This is a genomic window from Paenibacillus qinlingensis, assembly GCF_031455095.1.
Taxonomy (GTDB): Bacteria; Bacillota; Bacilli; order Paenibacillales; family NBRC-103111; genus Paenibacillus_E; species Paenibacillus_E qinlingensis_A.
In genome coordinates, this window is sequence record NZ_JAVDSB010000001.1 from 432962 (window position 1) to 459118 (window position 26157).

The 26157-nt window shown below is 45.4% G+C and carries 20 protein-coding genes; 19 read left to right on the forward strand and 1 reads right to left on the reverse strand.

The genetic code is table 11. The features are described 5' to 3' along the window. Window positions 1–68 precede the first annotated feature (68 nt). The 12 genes from J2736_RS01820 (at window position 69) to J2736_RS01875 (ending at window position 16944) form a co-directional block, all read left to right on the forward strand. Window positions 69–1694, forward strand: a complete 1626-nt coding sequence (locus J2736_RS01820) for a type 2 periplasmic-binding domain-containing protein (protein ID WP_310225155.1) — start codon at window positions 69–71, stop codon at window positions 1692–1694. Between the two features lie 88 nt (window positions 1695–1782). Then, on the forward strand, window positions 1783–2688 hold the full coding sequence (locus J2736_RS01825; RefSeq protein ID WP_310222957.1) for an ABC transporter permease: 906 nt from the start codon (window positions 1783–1785) through the stop codon (window positions 2686–2688). Window positions 2689–2709: 21 nt separating this feature from the next. After that, window positions 2710–3603: a carbohydrate ABC transporter permease gene (locus tag J2736_RS01830; RefSeq protein ID WP_310222959.1), complete on the forward strand. Its 894-nt coding sequence runs from the start codon at window positions 2710–2712 to the stop codon at window positions 3601–3603. A gap of 27 nt (window positions 3604–3630) precedes the next feature. Continuing rightward, on the forward strand, window positions 3631–5967 hold the full coding sequence (locus tag J2736_RS01835; RefSeq protein ID WP_310222961.1) for an AraC family transcriptional regulator: 2337 nt from the start codon (window positions 3631–3633) through the stop codon (window positions 5965–5967). Between the two features lie 45 nt (window positions 5968–6012). Further along, window positions 6013–6816, forward strand: coding sequence for a hypothetical protein (locus J2736_RS01840; RefSeq protein ID WP_310222963.1), 804 nt, complete (start codon window positions 6013–6015; stop codon window positions 6814–6816). Window position 6817: 1 nt separating this feature from the next. Further along, window positions 6818–8731, forward strand: coding sequence for an FAD-dependent oxidoreductase (locus tag J2736_RS01845; RefSeq protein ID WP_310222965.1), 1914 nt, complete (start codon window positions 6818–6820; stop codon window positions 8729–8731). Between the two features lie 364 nt (window positions 8732–9095). Continuing rightward, complete coding sequence (locus J2736_RS01850; RefSeq protein ID WP_310222966.1) at window positions 9096–9956, forward strand: DUF421 domain-containing protein; 861 nt, start codon at window positions 9096–9098, stop codon at window positions 9954–9956. Window positions 9957–10229: 273 nt separating this feature from the next. Beyond that, window positions 10230–11792: a histidine ammonia-lyase gene (hutH, locus tag J2736_RS01855; protein WP_310222968.1), complete on the forward strand. Its 1563-nt coding sequence runs from the start codon at window positions 10230–10232 to the stop codon at window positions 11790–11792. Between the two features lie 31 nt (window positions 11793–11823). Continuing rightward, window positions 11824–13500, forward strand: coding sequence for a urocanate hydratase (gene hutU, locus J2736_RS01860; protein WP_310222970.1), 1677 nt, complete (start codon window positions 11824–11826; stop codon window positions 13498–13500). A gap of 15 nt (window positions 13501–13515) precedes the next feature. Beyond that, the gene (hutI, locus tag J2736_RS01865) at window positions 13516–14814 is read left to right on the forward strand and encodes an imidazolonepropionase (protein ID WP_310222972.1); all 1299 of its coding nucleotides are present in this window, start codon (window positions 13516–13518) and stop codon (window positions 14812–14814) included. Further along, a complete protein-coding gene (hutG, locus tag J2736_RS01870; protein ID WP_310222974.1) occupies window positions 14811–15794 on the forward strand; it encodes a formimidoylglutamase in 984 nt (327 codons plus the stop codon). The genes hutI and hutG overlap by 4 nt, the downstream gene beginning before the upstream one ends. Before the next feature lie 229 nt (window positions 15795–16023). Then, a complete protein-coding gene (locus tag J2736_RS01875; protein ID WP_310222975.1) occupies window positions 16024–16944 on the forward strand; it encodes an aldo/keto reductase in 921 nt (306 codons plus the stop codon). A 400-nt stretch (window positions 16945–17344) separates the two neighbouring features. Here the strand turns inward: J2736_RS01875 and J2736_RS01880 are convergent, their stop codons facing one another. After that, the gene (locus J2736_RS01880; protein ID WP_310222977.1) at window positions 17345–18283 is read right to left on the reverse strand and encodes a hypothetical protein; all 939 of its coding nucleotides are present in this window, start codon (window positions 18281–18283) and stop codon (window positions 17345–17347) included. A 149-nt stretch (window positions 18284–18432) separates the two neighbouring features. On the opposite strand from J2736_RS01880, the gene J2736_RS01885 reads away from it, so the two are divergent. The 7 genes from J2736_RS01885 to J2736_RS01915 all read left to right on the forward strand — a co-directional run bounded on the left by J2736_RS01885 (window position 18433) and on the right by J2736_RS01915 (window position 25867). Then, window positions 18433–19410 carry a protein kinase family protein gene (locus J2736_RS01885; protein WP_310222980.1) on the forward strand — a complete coding sequence of 326 codons (978 nt, stop codon included), beginning with the start codon at window positions 18433–18435 and terminating at the stop codon, window positions 19408–19410. A 173-nt stretch (window positions 19411–19583) separates the two neighbouring features. Continuing rightward, window positions 19584–21236 carry a sensor histidine kinase gene (locus J2736_RS01890; protein ID WP_310222982.1) on the forward strand — a complete coding sequence of 551 codons (1653 nt, stop codon included), beginning with the start codon at window positions 19584–19586 and terminating at the stop codon, window positions 21234–21236. A gap of 71 nt (window positions 21237–21307) precedes the next feature. After that, window positions 21308–21523, forward strand: a complete 216-nt coding sequence (locus J2736_RS01895; protein WP_310222984.1) for an alpha/beta-type small acid-soluble spore protein — start codon at window positions 21308–21310, stop codon at window positions 21521–21523. Between the two features lie 140 nt (window positions 21524–21663). Beyond that, window positions 21664–22464, forward strand: a complete 801-nt coding sequence (locus tag J2736_RS01900; RefSeq protein WP_310222987.1) for a sugar phosphate isomerase/epimerase family protein — start codon at window positions 21664–21666, stop codon at window positions 22462–22464. Window positions 22465–22598: 134 nt separating this feature from the next. Beyond that, on the forward strand, window positions 22599–23048 hold the full coding sequence (locus J2736_RS01905; protein WP_310222989.1) for a chemotaxis protein CheX: 450 nt from the start codon (window positions 22599–22601) through the stop codon (window positions 23046–23048). 27 nt (window positions 23049–23075) lie between these two features. Next, a complete protein-coding gene (locus tag J2736_RS01910) occupies window positions 23076–23432 on the forward strand; it encodes a response regulator (RefSeq protein ID WP_310222991.1) in 357 nt (118 codons plus the stop codon). 245 nt (window positions 23433–23677) lie between these two features. Beyond that, window positions 23678–25867, forward strand: coding sequence for an acyltransferase family protein (locus J2736_RS01915; protein WP_310222992.1), 2190 nt, complete (start codon window positions 23678–23680; stop codon window positions 25865–25867). Window positions 25868–26157 lie beyond the last annotated feature (290 nt).

The window sequence follows — 26157 nt, forward strand, 5'->3', positions numbered from 1 at the left end:
CGGAACACAAGCCAATAAAGTGGGGGGCACTTGGGATACATTATAAGGAGGTCAGATCATTGAAACTTATGAAAAGTTTAACTGCCGTTAAAGTTGCTTCGGTCTTTGCAATCTCAGCTAGTCTCGTAACAGGTTGCGGTTCTACGCCATCTTCGGTTGACAACTCGGCAGCACCTGCGGGATCTACGGCGCCTGGAGGTTCATCGGCACCAGCAGCATCAACAGCTCCTATTAAGCTGTCGTATTGGGTTGGCTTACCGACGGATTCAGCACGTGTCATGAAGAATTATAGTGAGAATATGTTCTATAAGGAATTAGAGAAGAAAACAAGTGTGAAAGTTGACTTTCAACATCCTGCGATTGGCAGTGAGAAAGAGCAGTTTAACTTATTGATTGCTTCCGGTAATCTGCCTGATGTGATTGAATACAATTTCACCACGTACCCAGGTGGTCCAGAGAAGGCTATCGCGGATAAGGTCATTATTCCTCTGAACGATCTGATTGATAAGAATGCACCGAATTTGAAGAAGTATTTGGCAGAGCACCCCGATTTGAAAAAAGATATAAGCACGGATTCAGGTGCCATCTATTCCTTCCCGGCGATTGGCGTTGGACATTCGGATGTGAGCAGCGGATTCGTCATGCGGAAGGATTGGTTGAAAGAGCTTAACCTGCAAACGCCAGAAACAATGGATGAATGGACGACGGTGCTTCGAGCTTTCAAAGAAAAGAAAGGTGTTAAAACACCACTTACCGTAACACGTGACGAGTTGAAAGCGGATAGGTTTATCGGTGCTTATGGGATCAGCAACAGCTTCTATCTCGACAATGGCAAGGTCAAATATGGTCCTGTCGAGCAGTCCTATAAGCAATATTTAACTCAGATGAATGCTTGGTATAAAGAAGGCTTATTAGATGTGGATTTCGCTACACAAGATGCAAAAGCGAAAGACAGTAAAATTACAAATGCAGGGTCAGGCGCATTCATCGCTTTTATCGGCAGTGGCATGGGCAAGTATCTGAATGCCATTCCAGCGAACGATAAAACCTTTGACTTAGTCCCACTGCAACATCCTGTTCTGCAAAAGGGGCAAGAGCCGAATGTTTTCGTAGCTGCTTTCGAGTATCGTGGTGATGGCAGTGCGGCGATTACACCTTCGAACAAGAACGCAGCGCAAACAGCCAAATGGTTAGATTATTTATATTCTGACGAAGGCAATATTTTGAAATCGTTCGGTGTAGAAGGTGTCACGTTTAAATCGGAGAACAAATTCCCGAAATATACGGATTTAATTGTAAACAATCCAGAGAAGCTGTCTGTCGGCGAAGCTATGTCGAAATACCTGCGTGTGTCTACACCAGCACCAGGATTTGTCGGTGACGATCGTTACACAGAACAATATTATAAGTTCGATCAACAGAAGCAAGCGGTAGATATTTTCAATAAGTATGTGAAAAATATTAATAAAACTCGTTTCCCACGCGTATCTCATACGAATGATGAAGTTCAAGAACTATCAGCGATTATGGCTGAGGTGGAGACGTACAGAGATGAAATGGTTTTGAAATTTATCATGGGTTCTGAGCCTCTTACGAATTACGATAAATACGTGCAACAGTTGAAAAACATGAAAATTGATAAAGCGCTTATACTTAAGCAAACTGCGCTAACACGTTACAACAGCCGTAAATAGGCACAATATCTCGAATGCGTAGGGGCGCTTCTTATTTAGCTAGAACACAGGATCCCTATCGAATTCGCAAGTGAAAGGAGGAAGAGGCATGTCATGGCTAGTTAACGACTATCGAAAGCACAAATACTTATATGTCATGATTTTTCCAGTCGTCCTTTTTTATCTTATTTTCCATTATGTTCCCATGTATGGAGCGATCATTGCTTTTAAAAATTATCGGATTGCGGATGGGTTCCTGCACAGTCCGTGGGTGGGGTTCGATCATTTCATAAGCTTCTTCCAAAGCTATTACTTCTGGCGACTGCTGAAGAATACGCTGCTGCTCAATGTATACATGCTGCTAATTTCGTTCCCAGCACCTATTATTTTCGCTTTGCTTATTAATGAAATTGTCAGCAAGCGATTCAAGAAGCTCGTTCAAACGATCACCTATCTACCGCATTTTATCTCCCTGATTGTTGTGTGTGGAATGATTACGCAGTTTCTAGCTAGGGATGGCTTTATTACGGACATCTTGGTTTGGTTCGGCATGGAACGGCAGGTCTTACTCGCTCATCCGGAATATTTCCGCAGTATTTATATTATCTCAGATATTTGGCAGGGAGTCGGTTGGGGTTCGATTGTTTACTTAGCTGCCATCACCGGTATTAATCCAGAATTATATGAAGCGTCGAGGATTGATGGAGCTAATCGCTGGAAACAAATCCTGAATGTAACGATCCCAGGCATGATGCCAATCATTATTATTTTGTTTATCCTAAAAGTTGGCCATATGCTGGACGTCGGCTTCGAGAAGATTATTCTTCTCTATAATCCGAATACGTATGTTACCGCAGATATGATCAGTACATTCGTGTACCGTAAAGGCTTGCAGGGCTCTTTCGAATTTAGCTATGCGACCGCAATCGGATTATTCCAAGCTGCCATCAATTTTATCCTGCTCATAACGGCCAACCGAATTAGCAGGAAAGTTAGCGAGAACAGCTTATGGTAAAGCGATGCAGGAGGAAATCAAATGGTACTTAATTCGATTCGCAGAAGTAAGGGAGAAACGATCTTCCAAATACTGAATGTCCTGTTTATGGTACTGATGATCGCCGTCACGTTGTATCCGTTCCTATTTGTCGTGTTCTCTTCGTTGAGTGATTCCAAGAGACTGATCGCGCAAACAGGATTGCTAGTAGCTCCTGTTGGATTTACGGTAGAAGCCTATCAACTGGTATTCAAAAATCCGAATATCATAAGCGGTTATATGAACACGCTGTTCATAGTCATTGTAGGAACAATTATGAATTTGATCATGACTAGTCTAGGCGCGTACGTGTTATCACGTAAGGGCATAGTATGGACGAAGCACATTATGCTGATGATCGTCTTCACCATGTTTTTCTCAGGTGGTATGATTCCGACGTATCTATTGGTTAACAATTGGCTGCATTTAGGCAACAATCTGCTGGCGTTGATTATTCCTGGGCTTATTTCCACTTGGAATCTCATCATTCTTCGTACTTCGTTTAGTACGATACCTGAAAGCTTGATCGAGTCAGCTAGGATGGATGGCGCCCAAGATTTCACGATATTGTTCCGAATTGTCATTCCGCTTTCCATGCCGGTTATGGCCGTTATGCTGTTATTTTATGGCGTTGCACATTGGAATTCCTGGTTTGGAGCGATGCTCTACCTCCGAGATCGCGAGTTATTTCCCCTTCAATTAATTCTGCGTGAGATATTAATTCAGAACAATACGTCGTACATGTCGGGAAATGCAGCTATTGAAGATGTAGAAGCGGTAGGAGAAAGTATCAAGTATGCCACGATCATTATTGCGACTTTGCCTATCCTATTTGTCTATCCCTTTCTGCAGAAATACTTTGTGAAAGGTGTTATGATAGGGTCGGTGAAGGAATAAGAAATCTGGCATCCGAGGTGTTGTGACATGAAGGTAAGGTATAGTTGGAAATGGCGTGGCATACGAAGCAAATGGCTGGGTTCCTATGCGATTGTGCTGATGATTCCAATTATTTTGATGGCTGCAACGCATATGCAAACGCGACGGGTTATTGAAGATGAGATCTTTAAAGCGAACTCAGCTTTGTTGTCACAGCTTCAGCAAGAGATTGACAACTACGTTGATTATACGTATCGCTTGACTGAGGTAATCTCTCTTAATCCGAGGGTCAGCACCTTGGCACGCGCTCAGAAAGATATTGATACCACGGAACGTCTATCCATCGTGCAGCTGCTAGCGGAGTTCAAAGCCTATAACATTTCTAAACGGTACGTCAATAACTTTTATATCTACTTCCCCGAGGGAGATTTTGTTCTCAGCGATAGTTCTTACTATCAAAGCGATTTATTTTATAAGCAAAATATGAGCGCCACCGGAATCTCTATGGAGCAGTGGCGGAATTACTTGGCACAGACCCAAAGAGGCTCTTTCTATAATTTTCTTGAGCTAGGCGGCGTTGTGCAAAATGGCATTATTTATACCCAAGGACTTCCTATTCAACAAGGAGGCTCCTATCCAGCAGCTCTTGTTATTGAATTAAATGAAGAACGTCTCTTGTCATCCATTCGTAATATCCAAACCTATAATCAAGGAAATGTCTACATTTTTGATGCCCAGAATAAGCTGTTGGCTTCGACGGAAGGCGATAAGGCGCGGGAGCGGACGTTTGATTTTTCCAAAAAAGGTGGAGAACGTATCGGAAATACGTCCGCTGTGTGGGATGGCGAACAGGTTGTTCTTTCGTACATCGAATCCCAGCAGAGTAACTGGAAGTATGTCTATGTCCTTCCTGCCAAACTCTATAGTGAAAAGTCGGAGTATGTGTGGAATATGTCACTGCTCATGTTAGCTGTTGCCTTAATTATTGGCTTAATTATTGCCGTGCTGCTCGCTAGAAGAAATTATTCGCCTCTCCAGAAGCTTGTGCGCAGCGTCGCTGAACGCAGTGGTAATCAGACGTTAAGTCACGCCAAGTCCAACGAGTATGACTATCTGGAGGAAGCGATTGATAACACATTTGGCCGCTATCAAGATATGAATCGTACGATTGAGAAGCAGAATAAGACCCTGCGATCCAATCTCCTTGTGCGGCTTCTCAAAGGCAGAATCGAGAACGATTTTCCGATTGCAGATGTCCTCCCAGAATATGGTATCAAACTTCGTTCTGAGGATTTTGCTGTTGTCTTATTTTATCTCGATGATTATAGCGGCTTCTTTCGGCATGATGAGCAGGATGTGGAGAAGAAGCGTGAATTCGTTCACCTTATCATGACGAATATTGTGGAGGAGCTTGCAGGACAGAAGCATCAAGGCTGGATGACAGAAGTAGACGAGATGCTTGCTTGTATCATTAACTTTGAGCCGGGCACATCCGCTGAAACCGCAATTGCTGATCTCAAAAGCTTAGCGGAAGAGTCGCAGAGGTTTATTAGTAATCGCTTTCACATTCTGTTCACCGTATCCATCAGCTCTAATCATAAATCTTCCATGCAGCTTCCCGTAGCTTATCTAGAGGCGCTGGAAGCGATGGAGTACCGGATGTTGCTTGGCGGTCAGACGATCATTTGGCATGATCAAATCAAAGTACAGAAGCCGTCATACGACTATACGATGGAGAAGGAACATCAGTTAATTAACTATGTGAATGCAGGTGATTTTCCTGGTGCGAAGGCGATGTTAGATGACATCATTGACCATAATTTGGCTGAAAAAAATATTTCAGTAGACATGATTCGATGCCTCATGTTTGACATTAGCTCTACGATGATGAAGGCAGCGATGGAATCCAATCTAGATCACCCGGAGATTTATCAAGAAAATTTGGTAGCGATCCGTGAGCTCATGAACGGGAGTACCGTCGCCTCGATGCGAGAGCGCATGACGCAGTTCTTACAAAAAATTTGCGGATATGTGGAAGAACGAAAGAAGAGTAACAAGAAAATCCGTTTGAAAGAAAGTGTGCTTAACTTTGTTTCCGAAAACTATCGCGATCAGGCTCTCAATATTGGCACCATTTCAGCCAATTTTAATGTGCATCCTTCGTATTTGTCCCGTTATTTCAAGGAGCAAGTTGGCGATAATTTAACCGAGTATATCAATAAGTATAGAGTGGATAAATCCAAAACGCTTCTGCTGCAGGATGACATTTTGATTAAAGATATCAGTGATCTTGTAGGCTTTTACAGTATCAGCACATTCATCCGTGTATTTAAGAAGTACGAAGGGGTTACACCAAGCGCGTATCGGGAAGGCAAAAAATATTAATGCTTCGTATTTGATTGTCCAAACAACGAAATGAGGTGATCCAGCGTGGTTCACATGGAGCATCGGTATTATCCGATGATTATTATTGGAGCAACATTTGCAGGGCTGGGAGCAGCGTATACCAACAAAGAGGCACTTGTGATTGAAAGAACAGCGCTTGTCGGACATGAATTCATTAATAGCTATCATCTAGGTGAGGGATGGCAGCAAACACCTGTAACCGCAGAAGGCGAGAAGTTGAAAAAAGAATTACTCGATCGCGGTATCTTGTCAGAAGAGGGAAGTGTGCACATTCCTGCCATTGCCCCCGTGCTCTACAACAAGATTGCTGAGGATGCCATTTCGATCATGCTGCATACCGATGTTACGGAAATTCGCCGTCTAGCTGAGGGATTTGAAGTCACTGTATACAACGCCTCTGGCTTCAGCCGGTTCACAACGGATCGCATTATGGACACCCGATCAGAAAGCGCATTGCCAGGTAGTGTCGTGTCCAAAAGCTTGAATGCGATGCTGAGTTGTCGTGAAGAGGGGCTGGAAGTACCGTTGTTCACCATGGAAAATGTTCGCTTTGCCACTGGTAAGCTTCAGGGTGAATGGATTGTGAAAGTAACTGTTGATGTTGAGGATGACTGGATTGCAGCTAGGCACAAGCTGCATCACATGTGGGCGAATAGGCCGGATGTTTGGGAAAAGTGGACGATTTCTGCTATAGCTGGCTGTTTCGAGCTTCAAATTAATCAAGAGCCGACTGCCATTGAGCCGAACTGGTGGAGTCATCCATCCGGTGCTTTTCGCAATCCTTTAGAGGCATTCGAAGCAGGACTTGCGTTTGGAAGGGGGAACTAGCATGCGGTTATCACAAAATGTGAATGGCGCCATAACAGTTACTGAAACAGAGTTACCCGGATTTGCCCAAAGCTATGATGTCATCGTAGCGGGGCTTGGCACATCAGGTGCAATTGCATTAATTACCGCCGCTCGCAAAGGGTTGAAAGTCCTTGGCATCGATCGTATGAACTGTATGGGCGGCATGGGAACGGCAGGTTCCGTTAACGGCTACTATTTCGGTTCTACCGGGGGATTATATGAGCAGTTGGATGAGAAGGTAGCTGACTATGTGGATACGATCTACACGAAGTCTAGTGCTTACAACGTAGAGGCCAAGAAGTACGTTTTGGAGCAGGAAGCGATACGTTATGGTGCGGAGCTTACTTATAAATCAGCTATAACAGGTGTTTATCTGGAGGGCAAGCAAGTAAGAGGTGTGAGCTTCATAGGGCCAAGAGGCATACAGTCAGTGAACTGCAAGGTGTTGATCGATTGTACAGGAGATGCTGAAGCTGTTCACTTGGCTGGAGGCGGCTTCCAATATGGTCGAGAGCTGGATGGTCGAACGCAGCCTTTTACAAGCGTTAAAGTATTCGCAGCGGGTAATAAAGTAAGCTGGAGAAATTTCGATTCCGGCTGTACGAACCAAACGGATGGAAATGCATTTTCCACGGCTTTGGTTCTTGCGCATGCGCAGCATTTGGAAGAAACGTACTCAAACGACAATCGGTTACTGCATATCGCTCCATTATTAGGTGTTAGGGAAGGCCGTTTAATAGAAGGCGAAGAAACGATTGCACTCGGGGATTTCTTCGCAGATAGGACGACAGAGCAACCCGTGTTTTATGCCAATGCGGATATTGATAAACATGGCCGTGACCATGCTTTCGAAAGTCAGCATCTGCAAGATTGGTTTGTTGCCAGTAATTTAGGGGCTGCCAATATTACGGTTCCGGTTCCTCTCGGAGCTATGATCCCTAAGGGATTCGAGGGGCTGCTCGCGGCAGGTCGCTGCTTATCTGTCGATCATGATTTATCCACGTGTGTGAGAATGAACCGAGATATGCAAAAGTCTGGCGAAGCCGCAGCAACAGCTGCATATATCGCAATCAAGGACAGTCTGGCACTCAAGGATGTGCCGTATGAAGAGCTTATCGAGCATCTGACTGAAACGGGTTGCTTTGATCCACACAACGATAAAGGGTATGAATTTGCATATCCGGGTGGGAGGAAACCGGCACTGCCGATCGTTTGGCTAACCGATCCGGATCAGATCCGTCAAGGCTTAATGAGCGAGCAACCCGGTGTGGCGATCTGGTCTTGCAAAAGACTTGGTGACGCGATGAAGCCTCATTTGCACATTTGGATGGAGGAAGGTAAGGATGACACGGACGGCACAGAATCCCTTCGCAAGCATTGTGCTTTTGCCTTAGCACTATTGGAGGATGAGGCAGCGTTGCCAAATCTACGAGCCATGGTCATGGAGCGGGACTCGCTGGTTCTGCAGGATTGCCGCAAAAACAATCAAATGCGTGGATACATGGCCATCTATTTGCTCGGAAGAATGCGGGATAAGGAAATCGCCTCCGAGCTCATTCGCCTTTTACAGGATCCAGAGGAAATCGAGCGGGCCCTCTACAATGCAGGAGACGGTACGGAAGGTGCGAGGCAGAAGAAATATAACGATACGTATTTCCAGTTCTTCTCACATTCGGTTATCGCGCTGATTCGTATTGGTGAGCAGCATGCTTCCATGCAAGATGAGATTGGTAAGGCTCTGCGAAATGTTGTGGCTAGCGGAGATTACGTGGAAAGAATAACACATCGACCGTATGGAACCTACGAGTACTCAATCGTCGATAATATTCAATTCGTAATTGAAAAAGAATTGAAGCATTGGAGACTAGGGGAAAATGCGGTTAGCGCAGGCTAAAGAATGTAGTGACACGGCCTGAAAATGGGATGGATACTGGTTAGGCGTAGATAGGTAGAAGTTACTGGAGTAGTAGTTAATCGTAGTAAATTGGATTACTAAGTCCGAATGGTGAGTTGGTTGGATGGCGTTTTCCGCTTCTCAGAAAACCACGTAAGATAAGGTGATGGCATCCCATGGCATCATCTTATCTTGCGTGGTTTCTCATTTTTACTGGAAATAAAGTGAGGTTGCATAACGTTATTGTTCAGCTGGTCGTCCATTCGCACGGATTAGCGTTTTTTCCTTTTATTGTATAAATTTCACGCGTTCAACAAACAATTGAATACAATTGGAATTTGCATCGCAAAAAGGAGGATTCATTGTGTTAGATTGGGTTGAAATCGTTTTACGGACATTTTTATCAATTGTGGTGCTTTTCCTTATGACGAAGCTGTTGGGGAAAAGGCAAGTCACACAGCTGTCTTTCTTCGAATACATCACCGGGATTTCCATTGGTAATCTCGCGGCGTATATATCGTTGGACACGGATACGAAATGGTATCTAGGGTTGGTAGCCATAGGGGTATGGGTGGCTTGCACCTTAGGCATTGAATTTCTGCAGATGAAAAGTAAAAAAGCGCGGGATTTCATTGATAGTAAAGGGACAATCCTCATTAGAGATGGTAAAGTCATGGAAGATAATTTAAAGAAAGAACGCTTAACCACGGATGAACTTATGGAGCAACTGCGCAAAAGATCGGTATTTAAAGTGGCCGATGTGGAATTTGCCATTATGGAACCAAGCGGAGTAATTAATGTCCTCTTAACGCGTGAGAATCAACCGCTAACGCCCAAACATTTAGGCATCCAAGTTGCGCCTGAGAAGGAGCCGCAAGCAGTGATCATGGATGGCGTAATTATAGACGAACCTTTGGCTACGCTAGGTTTTAGTCGGGCATGGCTGAATACGGAGTTAGTTAAAATAGGTGTCACTGTCGAAAATGTATTTTTAGGTCAAGTGGATTCTTACGGCCAATTGTTTGTTGATTTGTATGATGACAAGATCAACGTCCCTGTGCCACAGGAGAAAGCAACGTTATTTGCAACCTTAAAACAATGCGAAGGCGATTTGATGTTATATGGACTGACCACGAATAATAAAAAGGCTAAAGAAATGTACGAGCAATGCTCGAAGCAAATGGAGGAAATCATTGCACAACTGAAACCGATTCTTAAACATTGATGTGAAGTTGGACTAGTCATGTAGCCACAACTAGGCTTTAAGCCATCTTGACAGCTCACGAACCAGGTGTGAAAATGGGAATAGGTAAGATTAGGAAAAACAAAATAATGATAAAGTGAGTGATCGCGATGATGGATCGGCTGGAGCTGGATACCGGACAATCGCATACAATCCTCTTTTTCAAAAAGGGACCGAATGGAAGCTAACAACTTCCGTACGGTCCCTTTCTTTTGGTAAAGCGAGAAAGGAAAGGAGTCTGACTTGACCATGGCGATGGTATCCAAACATCAGGAAAGCAACCTAGAAGCGACTCCTGTTGTATTAAACGGAGAGCAATTGATACCGGAGTTAGTCGCGGCGGTTGTTTATGACCATGTGCCCGTCGTATTAGATGCGCAGGCACTTAGACGTGTCATCGCGTGCCGCAAAATGGTGGATGAACTGGTCGCTGCTGGCAAAGTGGTCTACGGGGTCACAACGGGCTTCGGCAAATTCAGCGATGTGACGATTTCCCCTCAAGATGCTGCGCAGCTGCAGGTTAACTTGATCCGCAGCCATGCCTGCGCCGTTGGCAGACCACTGCCGGAACCAACGGTCCGTGCGTTGATGATGCTGCGCGCGAACGCACTGGCCAAAGGCCATTCCGGCATTCGCCCAGAAACGCTGCAGTTGTTGCTCGACTGCATCAATCGTGGCGTACACCCCGTCGTGCCGGAGCAAGGTTCGCTTGGCGCTAGCGGAGATTTGGCGCCATTGTCTCATTTGGCGCTGGTGCTGATGGGCGAGGGTGAGGCGTTTTACCAAGGTGAACGTATATCGGGTGAGAAAGCGCTCACGCGGGCAGGGCTCAAACCGATTAGCTTGCAGGCCAAAGAGGGGCTAGCCCTAATTAACGGTACCCAGATCATGACGTCTATCGGTACGTTGGCACTTATCCAATCCCTTCGACTAGCAAAAATCGCCGATGTGATTGCCTCCCTAACGGTCGAATGCTTGCGGGGCATTCCGGATGCTTTTGCCCATGAGGTGCAGCAGGTTCGACCGTATCCAGAACAAATCGGCGTAGCGAAAAATCTGTGCAGCTTGCTGCGAGGCAGCAAGTTGACGACACGCCAAGGTGAGCTTCGCGTACAGGATGCGTATTCCCTGCGCTGTTTACCGCAAGTACATGGGGCTACTCGCCAAGTGCTTGCTTATGTGCAGGATAAGCTGGCAATTGAAATGAACTCCGCAACGGATAATCCCTTGTTATTCGTGGAGAAGGGTCTAGTCATCTCCGGCGGTAATTTCCATGGGCAGCCGATCGCTTTTGCTATGGATTTTTTGAAAATTGGCATGAGCGAGCTTGCAAATATTTCCGAACGCCGTACCGAACGGCTAGTTAATCCAGCATTATCGGGAGGATTGCCTGCTTTTTTGAGCCACAACCCAGGCGTGGGATCCGGCATGATGATCACGCAATATGTAAGTGCATCGATTGTTTCGGAAAATAAAGTGCTCGCTCACCCGTCCAGCGTGGACTCGATCCCCTCCTCGGCGAATCAAGAGGATCATGTGTCGATGGGAACAACAGCAGCACGTCATGCAGCACAGATCATCAGCAACGTGTCCAAGGTGCTGGCTATCGAGTTGATTTGTGGGGCTGAAGCGGCTGAATTTGTAGGAGCTGAAGGGCTTGCACCTGCTACGCGGGTTCTGTACGACAAGCTACGGGCACTCGTACCTCCCGTTGTGGAAGACAGATCAACCTCCCGTGATATCGAAAACGTGGCAACGGCTTTGCTGGAAGGCCAGTGGCTGCAAGCGGTGGAGGCTGTGGCGGGGACACTTTTTTGACTAATAAGCGTAACTTAGAAGGAGATCACTTATGACGAATTCTAATCCTCACAAACGAGTAATTCGCGCTCCTCACGGAATTGAACTTTCCTGCAAAGGGTGGATTCAGGAAGCAGCTATGCGCATGCTGATGAACAATCTTGATCCGGAAGTGGCAGAACGACCGGAAGATCTCGTCGTCTACGGCGGTATCGGCAAAGCAGCTCGCAACTGGCCATCATACGATGCGATCATCCGCGAATTGCAGCGCCTGGAAAGCAATGAAACTCTGCTGATCCAATCCGGCAAGCCGGTAGGGGTCTTCAAAACCCATGAACGAGCACCGCGTGTGCTGCTTTCGAACTCAGTACTTGTGCCGAAATGGGCGAATTGGGAGCACTTTCGTGAGCTGGAGCAAAAGGGGCTGATGATGTACGGGCAAATGACGGCGGGCAGCTGGATTTACATCGGAACGCAGGGCATTCTGCAAGGGACGTATGAAACCTTTGCTGAAGCTGCTCGCCAGCATACGGGCGGTTCGCTCAAAGGCACGTTGACGTTGACCGCAGGTCTTGGCGGCATGGGCGGTGCTCAGCCGTTAGCTGTCACGATGAATGAGGGTGTTGTCATCGCGGTCGAAGTGGACCGAGCTCGCATTGAGCGTCGAATTCAAACGCGGTACTGTGACGTGTTAGCAGAAACATTGGATGAAGCACTGCTGCTGGCTGCTAGCGCTATGAAAGACAAGAAAGCGCTAGCCATTGGACTACTGGGTAATGCTGCAGACATATACCCGGAATTCGTGCGGCGCGGTATCAAGCCGCATTTTGTAACCGACCAAACGTCGGCTCATGACCCGTTAATTGGCTATATCCCAGTTGGTTTTACGCTGGAGGAAGCAGCTGCATTGCGTGAGAAGGATCCCGAGCACTATGTGAAGCTTTCCACGAGCAGCATGGCGACTCATGTCCAAGCGATGCTCGATCTGCAACAAATGGGCTCCGTCGTCTTTGATTATGGCAACAATATTCGTCAAGTTGCTTACGACCAAGGAGTAAGGAATGCTTTCGATTTTCCAGGTTTTGTTCCCGCCTATATACGTTCACTTTTCTGTGAAGGTAAAGGACCTTTCCGCTGGGTAGCACTCTCCGGTGATCCGGAAGATATTCGCAAAACTGACGAACTTGTGCTGAAGCTGTTCCCAGAGAATGATCATCTGCGTCGCTGGATTACGATGGCGAGTGAGAGAGTGGCCTTCCAAGGTCTCCCAGCACGAATCTGCTGGCTTGGCTATGGTGAGCGTGAACGATTCGGTCTCGCACTGAACGACATGGTGAGAAATGGCGAATTGAAAGCTCCCATCGTCATTGGTCGTGATCATTTGGATTGCGGCTCCGTGGCTTCGCCTAACCGTGAAACGGAAGCGATGAAGGACGGTTCCGATGCCGTTGGCGACTGGGCGATCTTGAATGCATTGATCAACACGTCAGCAGGTGCATCGTGGGTTTCTGTCCATCATGGCGGAGGTGTAGGCATGGGCTACTCGCTGCACGCAGGAATGGTCATCGTAGCGGATGGGACGGATGGGGCTGATGAACGCCTCCGCAGTGTGCTTACCAGCGATCCCGGTATGGGTGTGATCCGCCATGTGGATGCGGGTTATGATGAGGCGATTGAAACTGCGGAAGGGCACGGCATTCGCATCCCTATGCGTGAGCAAGGACAGTGAAGGAGGAGTGAGGAGATGGAACGGATTGATTTGCTCATGATAGGGATCGGCCAATTGGTCACCCCTCCAGGAAATGTACCGCGCTGCGGGCAGCAGATGAAGGAAGTTCAAGTAATCAAGGATGCAGCCGTAGCCATACGTGAAGGAAGAATCGTCACATTCGGCCCTGTCGAACTTGTTCTGGAGCGTCTGACAGACATCGAAGTTGCAGCAATCGTGGATGTTGGCGGGCGTATGGTTACGCCAGGGTTAATCGATCCACACACCCACCTCGTTCACGGCGGTTCCCGTGAACACGAGCTGGCATTAAAGCGGTCCGGTGTTTCGTATTTGGATATTTTGGCACAGGGAGGCGGAATTCTTAGCACTGTGCAGAGTACGCGGGCGGCATCGGAGCAAGAGTTATTTACGAAAGCATATAGAAGCCTCGACGAGATGCTGCTGCAGGGCGTTACGACAATTGAAGCAAAAAGCGGCTACGGTCTCTCCGTGGAGGATGAATTGAAGCAACTCCGAGTGGCCAAACAGTTGAACGATATGCATACGATTGATATCGTTTCTACGTTTATGGGTGCGCATGCGGTACCTCTAGCCTATAAAGGTCGCACCGAGGACTACGTTGATCTCGTCATTCATGAAATGCTTCCCATGGTGGCTGAACATGGTCTAGCTGAATTCTGTGACGTGTTCTGTGAGCATGGTGTTTTTTCCGTTGAGCAGTCACGCCGTATTCTGCTGAAAGGGAGGGAATATGGTTTGATTCCGAAGCTGCACGCAGATGAAATACAACCGCTTGGCGGCGCAGAGCTGGCGGGCGAAATCGGTGCGATTTCGGCTGAACATTTGCTGGCAGCGACGGATAAAGGATTGGCTGCCATGGCCGAGCATGGTGTGATTCCAGTGCTCTTACCTGGCACTTCGTTCAACCTAGGTCTGGACAGACATGCGCGCGCGCGCGACATGATCGATATCCATGAGCTGCCGGTGGCGCTGTCAACGGATTATAACCCAGGTTCCTGTCCAACGGAGTCGATCCAGCTAATCATGATGCTGGCATCCCTGAACTTGAAAATGACGCCAGAGGAGATTCTGACCGCCTGCACAATCAACGCGGCAAACGCGTTGGGGCGCGGCCATGAGATTGGTTCGATTGAGATAGGGAAGCGAGCGGATTTAACGATATATGATGCACCGAATCTTGCTTATCTGCCCTATCATTTCGGAGTTAATCATACGTTTGGTGTCATCAAAAACGGCAAGGTAGGCGTATGGAACCGTAAGCTCATGACGAATAGGGAGGAGGCTGGGCAATGAACGGCGAGATTCCATTTCTCAAACCACCTGATCAAGCTGCGTTCAGAGATCACATGGAAACCAAGGTTGTTCATTGGATTCGCCAGTGGGACGGCCAAGAGCAGCTGCTTGCAGGAATCATCGGCATCCCGTTGTCGAAGTCGTCTATTTCGTATTCCGGCGCTTCGACGACTCCGGCGGCGGTTCGAGCTGCGTTCAAGTCGTTTACTACATATTCGATGGAGTATGGTGTTGACTTGCAATCGCTAGCTGTTCGTGACCTTGGCGATATCCAGATGCATGTGACAGATATCGCGGAATGTCATCGCCGCATCGAGGAGAGCTTGCGCACGCTGTATAATCATATGCCGGGCTTGATCCCAATCATCTTTGGTGGCGATCATTCCACTAGTTGCCCGTCGATCAAAGCCTTCGTCAATCGGTATGCTGGACAAAAGGTGGGAATCCTGCATTTTGATGCCCACCATGATGTCCGCAATTTTGAGGACGGAGGTGTCACCAATGGTACACCGTTCCGTGGGATCCTTGAATCCGGTCTAGTCGAGGGACACCATATCGTACAAATTGGTATTCGTGGCTTTATGAATGCGAAGCCGTACCATGACTACGTGAAAAGTAAAGGCGTACATGTCTATACATCACGTGATATTCGGCGGATGGGGATGGATGCGGTGCTCGACCAAGCCATTCAGCTAGTAGGAAATGAAACAGATGCGCTGTATGTGAGCTTCGATGTTGACGTCATCGATCAGGCCTATGCCCCGGGATGTCCAGCGATCGGTACAGGCGGGATGCATCCGTGGGATGCATTAGATGCGCTGTACCGTCTCGGATCGTTGCCGCAGGTGCAGGGACTAGACTTCGTCTGCATCGATCCGACCGTGGATGTGCGGAATGTGACCTCGCGTCTTGCCGTGCAGTTCATGTTAAGCTTCTTGGCAGGGCTCGCGGAGCGTCCATCAACATTTCATAAGGCATAAGTTTGGTTATATGCGTAAATGAAAAAGCCGCTAGTTCCCACGTAGTTGGAGCAGGCGGCTTCTTCTTTTGGCGGTAATGACCGCGATTGTTCCTATTCCAACATCCCAATAGACAGTTGTCTAAAACTTACGTTGTCATTTCTTGAATCTGAGTGAGCAATATGTGACAATGGGAGAGGCGAATCAGATATACATAAAAAAGATGGAGTTTTGAAGGAGGATACATGTCATGTTAAAAACAATGAAGCTTGGAACTAGTTCGTTAGAAGTTCCAGTTATTGCCGTAGGTTGTATGCGAATTAACTCATTGGACAAGCTCGAAGCAGAACGCTTCGTACAAGGCGCTATGGATATCGGAGCTAATTTCTTCGATCATGCGGATATATACGGTGGCGGAACCTGTGAGGAAATTTTCGCGGATGCCATTCATATGAATGATGATGTACGTGAGAAGATGATTTTGCAATCCAAATGTGGCATTCGCAAAGGGATGTTCGACTTTTCCAAGGAGCATATTCTTGAATCTGTAGATGCGATTTTGAAAAGACTCAAAACGGATTACTTGGATATTCTGCTTTTGCATCGTCCGGATGCGTTAGTAGAGCCAGCTGAGGTTGCTGAAGCTTTTGACCGACTTGAAAGTACGGGGAAAGTGAGACATTTCGGTGTTTCCAATCAAACGCCACTACAAATTCAATTATTGAAAAAATCGGTCAAACAGCCACTTGTCGCAAATCAGTTGCAGTTAAGTATCACGAACGCTACGATGATTTCGAATGGGATCAATGTGAATATGCTCAATGACTCTGCCGTGGACCGTGACGGTGGAATCCTGGACTATTGCCGCCTGAACGATATCACTATTCAGCCGTGGTCGCCTTTCCAGTATGGATTCTTCGAAGGTGTATTCCTCGGAAACGAGAAGTTCCCCGAACTGAATAAGAAGATTGATGAAATCGCAGCAAAATATGAGGTGTCCAATACGACGATCGCGATTGCCTGGATTCTACGCCATCCAGCACATATGCAGCCGGTTACGGGGACAATGAATATCAATCGTTTAATTGAATGTGCAAAAGCTAGCGATGTCCATTTGACGCGTCAAGAATGGTATGAGATTTATCGTGCAGCAGGAAATGTTCTTCCATAAGTATTAGAATTTGTATAGAAAACGTTCACTCCATTGGAGTGGACGTTTTTTTCGACTACGGATTAATAAATATTGAATCGTAAGGGACTAGAACTCTTCATAAGATGAGGAGTTAGTCGAAGAAACCGACTAACTCGAGTGAATCAGTGTCAATTGGAGAGGAGTTAGTCGATAAAACCGACTAACTCGAGTGAATTAGAGTCAATCGGAGTGGAGTTAGTCGATAAAACCGACTAACTCGCGTGAATCAGAGTCAATTGAAGTGGAGTTAGTCGATAAAACCGACTAACTCGCGTGAATCAGAGTCAATTGAAGAGGAGTTAGTCGATGAAACCGACTAACTCGCGTGATAGGGACTCTACCTAATAGGATCCCCACAGGGAACTCATGGTCCTTTTTATTACTCTACATGCAAGGTATGTTGATTAGTAATCGTATCAAGCAAAGTCTGAACATAGGCATCAATACTGAACCACCGCTTATCGATCGTAACAGAGACTTTGTTTTCAACCATGTTAATGGCTTCTCTAGGATGAAGTAGATCATATCTTGGATTATACATTTCGGTGAATGGCGGCAGATCAGCTCGTCCCATGGGAGCGATTGGTATTGCACCAAGCAGCTGCGCCTCATAGAGGGCTAGGGTTAGGCTACCGCCGATCGTGACGGATACGGCAGCGGTTGCTTTTGATAATAGTTGATAATACTCGGCATGTGGCAGTCTTCCGACTTCGATGCCCAATTCTCTCCACATGGCCACTGGATAGTGAGAAAGAGGTGTTACAGGCGAAGCCACAACGACTCTGTAGCCTAATTCCATGAATTCAAATGCCATGCGAACAGACAGATAAGGTTGATAAAATTCGTTCATCCGACCTGGGAAGACTACGAGTTTTTCCCGTTCTTCGGAAGATTGGATGCCATTTAATGTGGCATTCACATAGTCGTGGTCATAGGGAAAACCAGCTGCAATGACATCAACTTGAGAGCCTGGAGCTAGGCATCGTTTCCCCCAAGGTACCATGCTGGGATTCGTATAGAAAATGGCTTTTAAAGATGGATGATGAAAGATCCATAAGGACGCTAAGTCCAAGACATTTGTGAAAGGGTTCCAGACATCATGCTCTTGAATATAAATGTGTTCAGGCACAGGATCCGCTTCTTTGATCAAATCAAAAAGGGTGAAACGTGTAATCAAAACGGGATGCTTGGGGTCATCGGGAAGCTTGGGAGAAAAGGTATACAGCACTCCCGCGGTATCAAGTCCTTTTTTTAAACCACTGAGGTAATTGGGATACCACGCTGTTTGATCATTTTCGTCGACGAGCACATGTAACATAATAAATTGGCCTCCATGTGAACTATGTATTGAATCTATAAGCAAAATATATCATATTATAATTCGAATATCATTTATATCATGGTCTTCTAACTTAAGTAAGCAGGTAAGTTGAGAATCGTGAAAAAAGTCAGGACGGTGAAGCAATCATGGTAGCAATGAACGAACATATTTTCTTAGAGTCCGGCAGGGTTCGTGACGATATTCCCCATGAACGGGAAGTTATTTATGTGGGACGTAATGGTCAGAAGGTAGAACGGATTCAGGTGGAAATAGAGGGGGCCATGATTAGTTTTATTTTTAAGCCCCTAACGAATTATCCGAATAAAGGAAAAGAGTTATGGGTGCAAGAACATATTAGTTATCGAATTCCCGAGGTACGTATTCCCCGAATTATGTACAGCGCACAAGCGATTGAACCAGAAAAAGAGTGGATGGTTTTCGAAGATCTGGGTGAGCTGGAACATAGCTTCCGCGCAGACATGCTGATCAAAACATCAGAGCTCATGCCGTATTGGCATCGGTTGCCTACATCACTTTTACCTCAGGCATTTGAAGGTCATTCACCTAAATTAACAGAAATTCAGCGTTTCATCCAAGTTAAGGGTGAACAAATCAAGCAATTATGGCTTCGACATGGTTTTCAAGATGAACATATGACTTATTTTCTTGCGGTTATTCTTCCTTATGAGCATCTTGAGAGTGAAACAGTCATTTCACATGGTGATTTATATCCATTAAACCTAACGGAAGTGAATAATCAATCTTACATTCTCGACTGGGAGTACATCCATATAAATAGTGTATTCTGGGATCTTTATAACTTGATGGACATAACGAGCCCGCAATATAGCCGTTTGGTTATTCAACAGGAATCTCGGTTAGATATCCTTGAACGATATATGGCTGTTCGCTCGAGGCTGCATTTCCCAACGAAGGAAGGCTTTATTCGTGACTATCATTCCTTTAGTGCATTATACTCGATGTGGTTATTGCTGTTAATTGAAGATGACATCGCGCAAGGAAAGTTTGAAGAAACAGCTCTAAAACGGCAATACAACGAAACTCTTGAAATATTCAGAATCGTCCTGCTCTTCTTGATAGACACAAGGGGACAAAATTTTTAAAAAAACTGCAAAATTCGACAGAATTGTTTTATAATAAAGAGACAAAACGCCTGTTAAGGGAGATCGTAAGCATGTTTTCATCTCTAGAAAAGTTCCCGTTAAAAACAATATTAATTTTTTTAATCGCCATTTTAAGTATGAATTTAACGTATTTTCAACATTCGAAAGTTCTCTTGAATAACCAACAAAAAGAAAAAATAAATTTGGTGACCTCGACGATTTCGACCGAGCTCGATAAGCAGAGCGAAGTAGAGGCAACCTATGATGAAATGCTAGGTCATGAACTTAGAACAGCTTCTATCGCTATTCAGAAGTCATTACATCCCGACTTTAACCATGTCACGAACGAGCAGTTAGTCGAATTAGCGCAGCAGTTGAATATTGGCGGTTTAACACTATTTGAGCGTCGAGGCAATGAGTTTATTGGGGTTAGATCTTCGGATCCCAAAGAAATTGGTGCAAATTCGAAGACGTGGGGCATCGTATATACAGCCCAATTACAGCTAGCAGATCGTAAAACCGTTGATGTAGGTACGGGTTTATCCATGGAGAACTTTTGGAGCGGACCGATCGATACGGCTTCGACGGATGAAACCAACATCCGAAAATGGGGAGAGTATTATGATGGCACCACCAATTATATTATTAATCCGTATTTGAATGTTTCAAGCAGTTTGGAACATTATCGCGAAAAAGTAGGTGTGGATGTCAGCATCCATGAACTGCTGGATAGTAACAAAGGAAATTTACTTGAAATTGGGGTTCTAAATCCTGAGAAAATCTTCGATAAAGGTCCAACCCCTAATAATAGAGAAAAGTGGTATTCGGAGCGGCTTATTCTGAATGGTTCATACACGTATCGAGATCAGGCTGAAGAGAGTAAACTCAAAGAAGCGTTGGAGAAAAAGAGTACAGTCTTTTACAATGTGATGATTAATGGAACGAACGTATTGAAAAGCTTTACACCGATTGAAACCTCGAATCTGAAGTATAAGCGGGATGACTTGAATAAGGTGGTTATGGTTGCAACCGATTACACGCAGATCGAGAAAACGTTGCAGCAACAATTCCGTGAAGTTTTCTTCTTTATGAGTATTGTCACGTTGCTGGTTTGTACGGTTATCATCATTCTTTTCTCGGCTACTCGGAAGAAGAATGAAGGCGCTGTAAAGACGGTTCAAGACGTGTATCTAGATAACATTAATTCCATTGTTCAGTCCATTAAGGAACAACGTCATGATATTATTAATCATATTACAACCATCTCGTGGATGATAAAATTAAAGAAATATGAGAGCCTGCAAGACTATATTGATCCTTTAATCCAAGAAGCCAAAATGATGGATTACAAGATTAAAGCTGTTGAAATTAATATCCCTGCATTAAGTGGAATTATTCAAGCAAAGCTAGCGCAAGCAGAAGTTCATAACATTGACATGCAGGTTGATTTTAAAAACATGGAAAATTTGCGACTTACGACGATCAAGACGACGGATTTAGTTCGCATCTTAAGTAATTTAATCGATAATGCCTTTGATGCGGCGAATGAGCTTCCGATTACAGAAAGAAAAGTTACACTTGAAGGCGTTGTTCAAGCTAACCAACTGATAATCAAAGTGCACAATTCCTGCAACCCGGTAAGTCCAGATATCCAATCACGCATATTTGAATCTGGCTTTTCGACCAAAACAAGAAAGAATAATAAGGGCTTAGGACTTCACATTATTAAACAGTTAATTGAGCGTTACAAAGGTAGTATTGATTTCACCATGCAGGAGGCTAGTGTTACGTTTTCCATCGTCATTCCATTAAAACACGAAAAATAAAAATTTGAATGTATAAGATTTCCTTACACTCCACATCCTAAGTTTACACCACGAGAAGGAGTGATTTACGAATGGCTAACAACAACAGCAACACATTGCTTGTTCCAGAGGCTAAAGCCGCTTTAAATCAATTGAAGTATGAAGTTGCTCAAGAGTTAGGGATTGCATTGCAACCGAATGGTTATAATGGAAATCTCCTTACACGCGACGCTGGTTCAATCGGTGGTACAATCACGAAGCGATTAGTGCAAATTGCTGAACAACAGTTGCAAGGATTCAGACGCTAGACAATTGCCTATCGGTACATGGTTCGAGAAGACTGCGATCACTCGTATTATTCGGGTGAATGCAGTCTTTTTTCTTTACAAATCCAATCAATTAGGGAATTATGGTACATGAGACTACTTCAAATGGAGAGGGAACAGCGATGATTCTACCTGGCATTGTATCGGTTACATTTCGTAATAAGACAGCTGATGAAATACTTCAACTAAGCAGTTCTTGTGGGTTGAAAGCAATTGAATGGTCTGAGAATGCCCATGTTCAACCTGGGGATATCGTAGGTGCGAGCGAACTCTATAGAAAAACGATCGAGGCTGGCATGGAGGTAGCGGCTTATGGTTCTTATTTTCGGTTGCTGGAGAACGAACAGCCAGTACGAACTTTTCGAGATAGCTTGATAGCTGCGAAGGCGTTGCATGCGCCAGTTATTCGTATTTGGGCAGGAACCCAGTCATCTTCAGCCGCTAGCGATGAATATCGGGCACAGGTCGCTAGGGAAGCGAAGCTTATAGCAGAAACCGCTGCCGAGGAAGGGATTAAGGTTGCGTTGGAGTGCCATCGAGGAACGTTAACGGACACGAATGAATCGTCGCAGCGACTGTTAGTAGAGGCAGACCATGCAAATCTGTACAGCTTGTGGCAGCCAACACCGGAGCTTTCCATGAAAGAACGTTGTGAAGGGCTGCAAGCATTAGCAGTTAATAAGAAGTTATTGAACTTGCACGCTTATTATTGGCAAGGAGACAACCGCCGACCGTTCTCGGAGGGAATTCATGAATGGTCACAGTACTTGGCACAGGTGGATCTCCATGAAAAACGTTACATCTTGATGGAGTTTGTGATGGATAACACAACCGAGCAGTTCCAATCCGATGCCGAAGCTTTCCAGCAATTATTAGTTCATTTATATGAAAGTCTTCCAAACAACAAAGGAGCATCGCGATAAGCGAGCTCCGTTTTTCTTTTTATCACATACATCCTTAACATTTAGGAGTGTAAATACCTAACAATTATAATCTAAAGTAAACGAATAGAAGGTAGTCAACAACCGGTTACATACACTGAATAAGGGAGAGAAGTATGACACAGAGCCTGCAGAATTTACTTTTGGATAGTGTAAGGGTTTCGATTGGGAACGTGATTCCAAAGTCGTTGGATCAAGCAGAAGTAAGCACAAGCAATGAACCGTTAAGCAAAGACGAGATTGGCGTCTCCATCAATTTTACGAACAGTGAGTATTGTATGATTTTAGATGGTCAGCGCGTCGTATTTAGCCGAATGAGTGAAGCGATTTTTGGTATGTATATGGAAGGTGACATGCTGGATAGCTGTGTAAGTGAAATTGCGAATATTATTGCAGGTGGAACTACAACGATTCTAGGGGAACAAGGGGTTTCACTAGATATCACACCGCCGTCATTGCTCCAAGATAATTTTCATGGGAACGATACATCGAACAAGCTCATGCTGCCTATATCTATTGAGACGGTGGGCGATATCCGGGTTGTTTTATTGAAAGAGCAAGAATAAGAGTATGACTAAGAGGGGTGACCGAGAATGGCTAAAATTTTAATCGTAGATGATGCAGCTTTCATGCGAATGATGCTGAAGGATATTTTGACCAAAGGCGGACATGATGTCGTAGGCGAAGCGGAGAATGGTTTGGTCGCCATACAGAAATATCAAGAACTGAAACCAGATATCGTAACGATGGATATTACAATGCCGGAGATGGAAGGCGTAGAAGCCGTCAGGGAAATTAGGAAAAAAGATGCGAATGCTAGAATTGTTATGTGTTCGGCTATGGGGCAGCAGGGGATGGTCGTTCAAGCAATACAGGCTGGCGCCAAGGATTTCATTGTAAAACCATTTCAAGGCGATCGTGTGTTGGATGCGATTCGCAGAGCCATATAAATCAAACCAAATGTAAAACGTTCATTCCTTGCAATTGTTGCAAGCGTGGTGAGCGTTTTTCTTGTTTTTAGCGATATATGGAAGAAATTCTATTCCGAATAGGAAACTCCTGTAAATGATTTATCTCCGAGAAAGGGTTCTTCATTTTTTCTAAATTTAGATTGGAAATGCTCAAACTTTATTAGCAAACGTTCCGTCTTATTCTTATCTAAAGATTAGCGTTACACAGCAGGAGGTTTCATCTAATGGCAAGCAAGTTGGAAAGTAAGCAGAAGTTGAGCAGTGACAAGGTGAATAAGCATTACATGCCGGGGCTAGATGGGTTGCGTGCGCTGTCGGTGCTGGTTGTAATTGTTTATCATTTGAACAGCTCATGGATGCCTGGAGGTTTGTTGGGGGTTGGGGTATTCTTTACGTTATCAGGCTATTTGATTACCGATCAGTTGCTCCTCCAATGGCACACAACGCGGCGGATTGATTTAAAGGATTTTTGGATAAAAAGAATGAGAAGACTCATGCCAGCTATGGTCTTCATGCTCGTGTTTGTAAGCATGTGGATGCTCATTATGGATCGCGCTAGATTCATTCCTTTGGGGGACGATTTCATATCGGTTTTACTCTATTTCAATAACTGGTGGCTAATTTTTCATCAGGTATCGTACTTTGAGAGCTTCGGTCCGCCATCTCCAATTGGTCATCTCTGGTCATTGGCGATCGAAGAGCAGTTTTACTTCCTTTGGCCATTAGTTTTAGCACTTATTTTATGGTTTGCGAACCGGCGAGGTTATCTCTTTTTGCTCACATTATTAGGCGCACTGGCTTCTGCGCTTGTCATGGCGTTCGTCTATCAACCAGGTGTAGACCCCAGCCGCGTTTACTATGGAACGGATACAAGAGCCTTCGCGTTGCTGATTGGTGGAGCGCTGGCGATCATGCTCCCTAGTCGCATGGCAACCAAACGCGCGGGAAAAGGCAAATCGGGCTTGTTGCTCGATTGGATCGGCGGTGCAGCCTTCCTCGGTATCCTTTACATGATGTGGACAACGAATGCCTATAATGCTTCTCTGTATTACGGTGGATTAGTATTATTCGCCGTATTGTCAGCCATCGTCATCGCGGCCATCGTTCATCCGACAACCTTGCTAAGCAAGATCATGGGGTGTAAGCCATTACGCTGGATTGGAAAGCGGTCATACAGTCTGTATATTTGGCATTTTCCAGTCATTATTCTTCCTTCTTCGGCCATAGATACAGGAGAGACGCATCTGACCAAAATGGGGATGCAAGTTGTGCTAAGTTTTCTGTTGGCATCCTTCTCGTATACGTACATTGAGGAACCTTTCCGTCGGGGCACTTTTCAACCTAACATTTGGAAAATGGCATTCTGGTCCCCTTCACGATTACGGTATATGTTAGTGATCACCATTCTACCAATCCAATTATTCGTCATTTCTTGTTCGAATAACTCGTTTGCGCAGAAGTCTGAAGCTAGCGCAGGTGGGATTATTAGTGTGATGGAGGGTATAGGAACAACGGTAGGAATGGGAACGGTAGGGACAACAGTTGTTGGGTCAGGAACAGGAACTACGGCAATTGGAACTACGACTATAGGAACAGCAGAGAAAGGGAAAACAGAGATAACGGCAACGGGAGTAGGAGGAGTAAGTGCAGGAGTGGGGACAACTGGGATGGCAACAGGAGCTGGTGCTGGCACTGGAAAAACGGGGCCAACAGCGACAGGGGGGACGGCAGGAACCACAGGCACAGCAGGAACAGCAGGAACAGCAGGAACAGCAGGAACAGCAGGAACAGCAGGAACAGCAGGAACAGCAGGAACAGCAGGAACAGCAGGAACAGCAGGGACAACAGGGACAACAGAAACATCATCAAAACCACTACCGTCTGGGCCGCAATCGACTGAAACACCAAATGATCATTCGACCGAACCTACGCAATTAGAATTTAAGGGTATTACCGCTATTGGTGATTCTGTTATTCTAGATGTAGCGCCATTCCTGGAAAAATTACTCCCAGGCATCATCGTGGATGGCAAAGTGGGCAGACAGATGACCCAAGCACAATCGACAATCAATGAGCTTAAGTCCAAAGGAATGCTGGGTAAGCGTGTAATTATTGAGCTTGGTACGAATGGTGCGTTTAATCCAAACCAATTGCGTGACTTGTTAGCTTCGTTAGGGGAAATACAGCAGATTATTCTGGTGAATACGCGCGTACCTCGAGACTGGCAAGATACAGTGAACGCTGCATTGACGACTGTTGCTGCAGAATTTCCAGCAGCTACGATTGTAGACTGGTACACAGCAAGTAAAGGGAAGAATGCCTACTTCGTGAATGACGGCGTCCACTTAACGGAAGCGGGTGCACAAAAGTACGCAGCACTCCTTAATGATGCGATACGTAAAAATACTAAGTAGATAGCACTTACTGTGATAAAAGAACAGCACAAATCAACTCTAAGAGGGGGGTGAGCGGAGCTCACCTCTCTTTGGTGTGCTCGGGAAGCTGAAAAAAGCCGATAGTCCGATATCTCCCAACTAAACGAAGGATCTCGCGCTTAAAATGGTGTGTAGTCAGGTTTTGCCCGCTTATCTACCTATTTTCCTTGGTTAGGTGCTGTTTTAGGGAATTTAGTTGGGCGATTTAGGACTAATTAAGTGTTAAAGACGAGGAAAGTGAGATTAGTTTGGTTAAATCGGACTGTCGA

What these genes read in the sequence shown, in the direction of transcription:
- J2736_RS01820 (WP_310225155.1), top strand. Translation starts at nt 69, where the DNA reads ATGAAAAGTTTAACTGCCGTTAAAGTTGCTTCGGTCTTTGCAATCTCA.
- J2736_RS01825 (WP_310222957.1), top strand. Translation starts at nt 1,783, where the DNA reads ATGTCATGGCTAGTTAACGACTATCGAAAGCACAAATACTTATATGTC.
- J2736_RS01830 (WP_310222959.1), top strand. Translation starts at nt 2,710, where the DNA reads ATGGTACTTAATTCGATTCGCAGAAGTAAGGGAGAAACGATCTTCCAA.
- J2736_RS01835 (WP_310222961.1), top strand. Translation starts at nt 3,631, where the DNA reads ATGAAGGTAAGGTATAGTTGGAAATGGCGTGGCATACGAAGCAAATGG.
- J2736_RS01845 (WP_310222965.1), top strand. Translation starts at nt 6,818, where the DNA reads ATGCGGTTATCACAAAATGTGAATGGCGCCATAACAGTTACTGAAACA.
- hutH (WP_310222968.1), top strand. Translation starts at nt 10,230, where the DNA reads ATGGTATCCAAACATCAGGAAAGCAACCTAGAAGCGACTCCTGTTGTA.
- hutU (WP_310222970.1), top strand. Translation starts at nt 11,824, where the DNA reads ATGACGAATTCTAATCCTCACAAACGAGTAATTCGCGCTCCTCACGGA.
- hutI (WP_310222972.1), top strand. Translation starts at nt 13,516, where the DNA reads ATGGAACGGATTGATTTGCTCATGATAGGGATCGGCCAATTGGTCACC.
- hutG (WP_310222974.1), top strand. Translation starts at nt 14,811, where the DNA reads ATGAACGGCGAGATTCCATTTCTCAAACCACCTGATCAAGCTGCGTTC.
- J2736_RS01875 (WP_310222975.1), top strand. Translation starts at nt 16,024, where the DNA reads ATGTTAAAAACAATGAAGCTTGGAACTAGTTCGTTAGAAGTTCCAGTT.
- J2736_RS01880 (WP_310222977.1), bottom strand. Translation starts at nt 18,283, where the DNA reads ATGTTACATGTGCTCGTCGACGAAAATGATCAAACAGCGTGGTATCCC.
- J2736_RS01885 (WP_310222980.1), top strand. Translation starts at nt 18,433, where the DNA reads ATGGTAGCAATGAACGAACATATTTTCTTAGAGTCCGGCAGGGTTCGT.
- J2736_RS01895 (WP_310222984.1), top strand. Translation starts at nt 21,308, where the DNA reads ATGGCTAACAACAACAGCAACACATTGCTTGTTCCAGAGGCTAAAGCC.
- J2736_RS01900 (WP_310222987.1), top strand. Translation starts at nt 21,664, where the DNA reads ATGATTCTACCTGGCATTGTATCGGTTACATTTCGTAATAAGACAGCT.
- J2736_RS01905 (WP_310222989.1), top strand. Translation starts at nt 22,599, where the DNA reads ATGACACAGAGCCTGCAGAATTTACTTTTGGATAGTGTAAGGGTTTCG.
- J2736_RS01910 (WP_310222991.1), top strand. Translation starts at nt 23,076, where the DNA reads ATGGCTAAAATTTTAATCGTAGATGATGCAGCTTTCATGCGAATGATG.
- J2736_RS01915 (WP_310222992.1), top strand. Translation starts at nt 23,678, where the DNA reads ATGGCAAGCAAGTTGGAAAGTAAGCAGAAGTTGAGCAGTGACAAGGTG.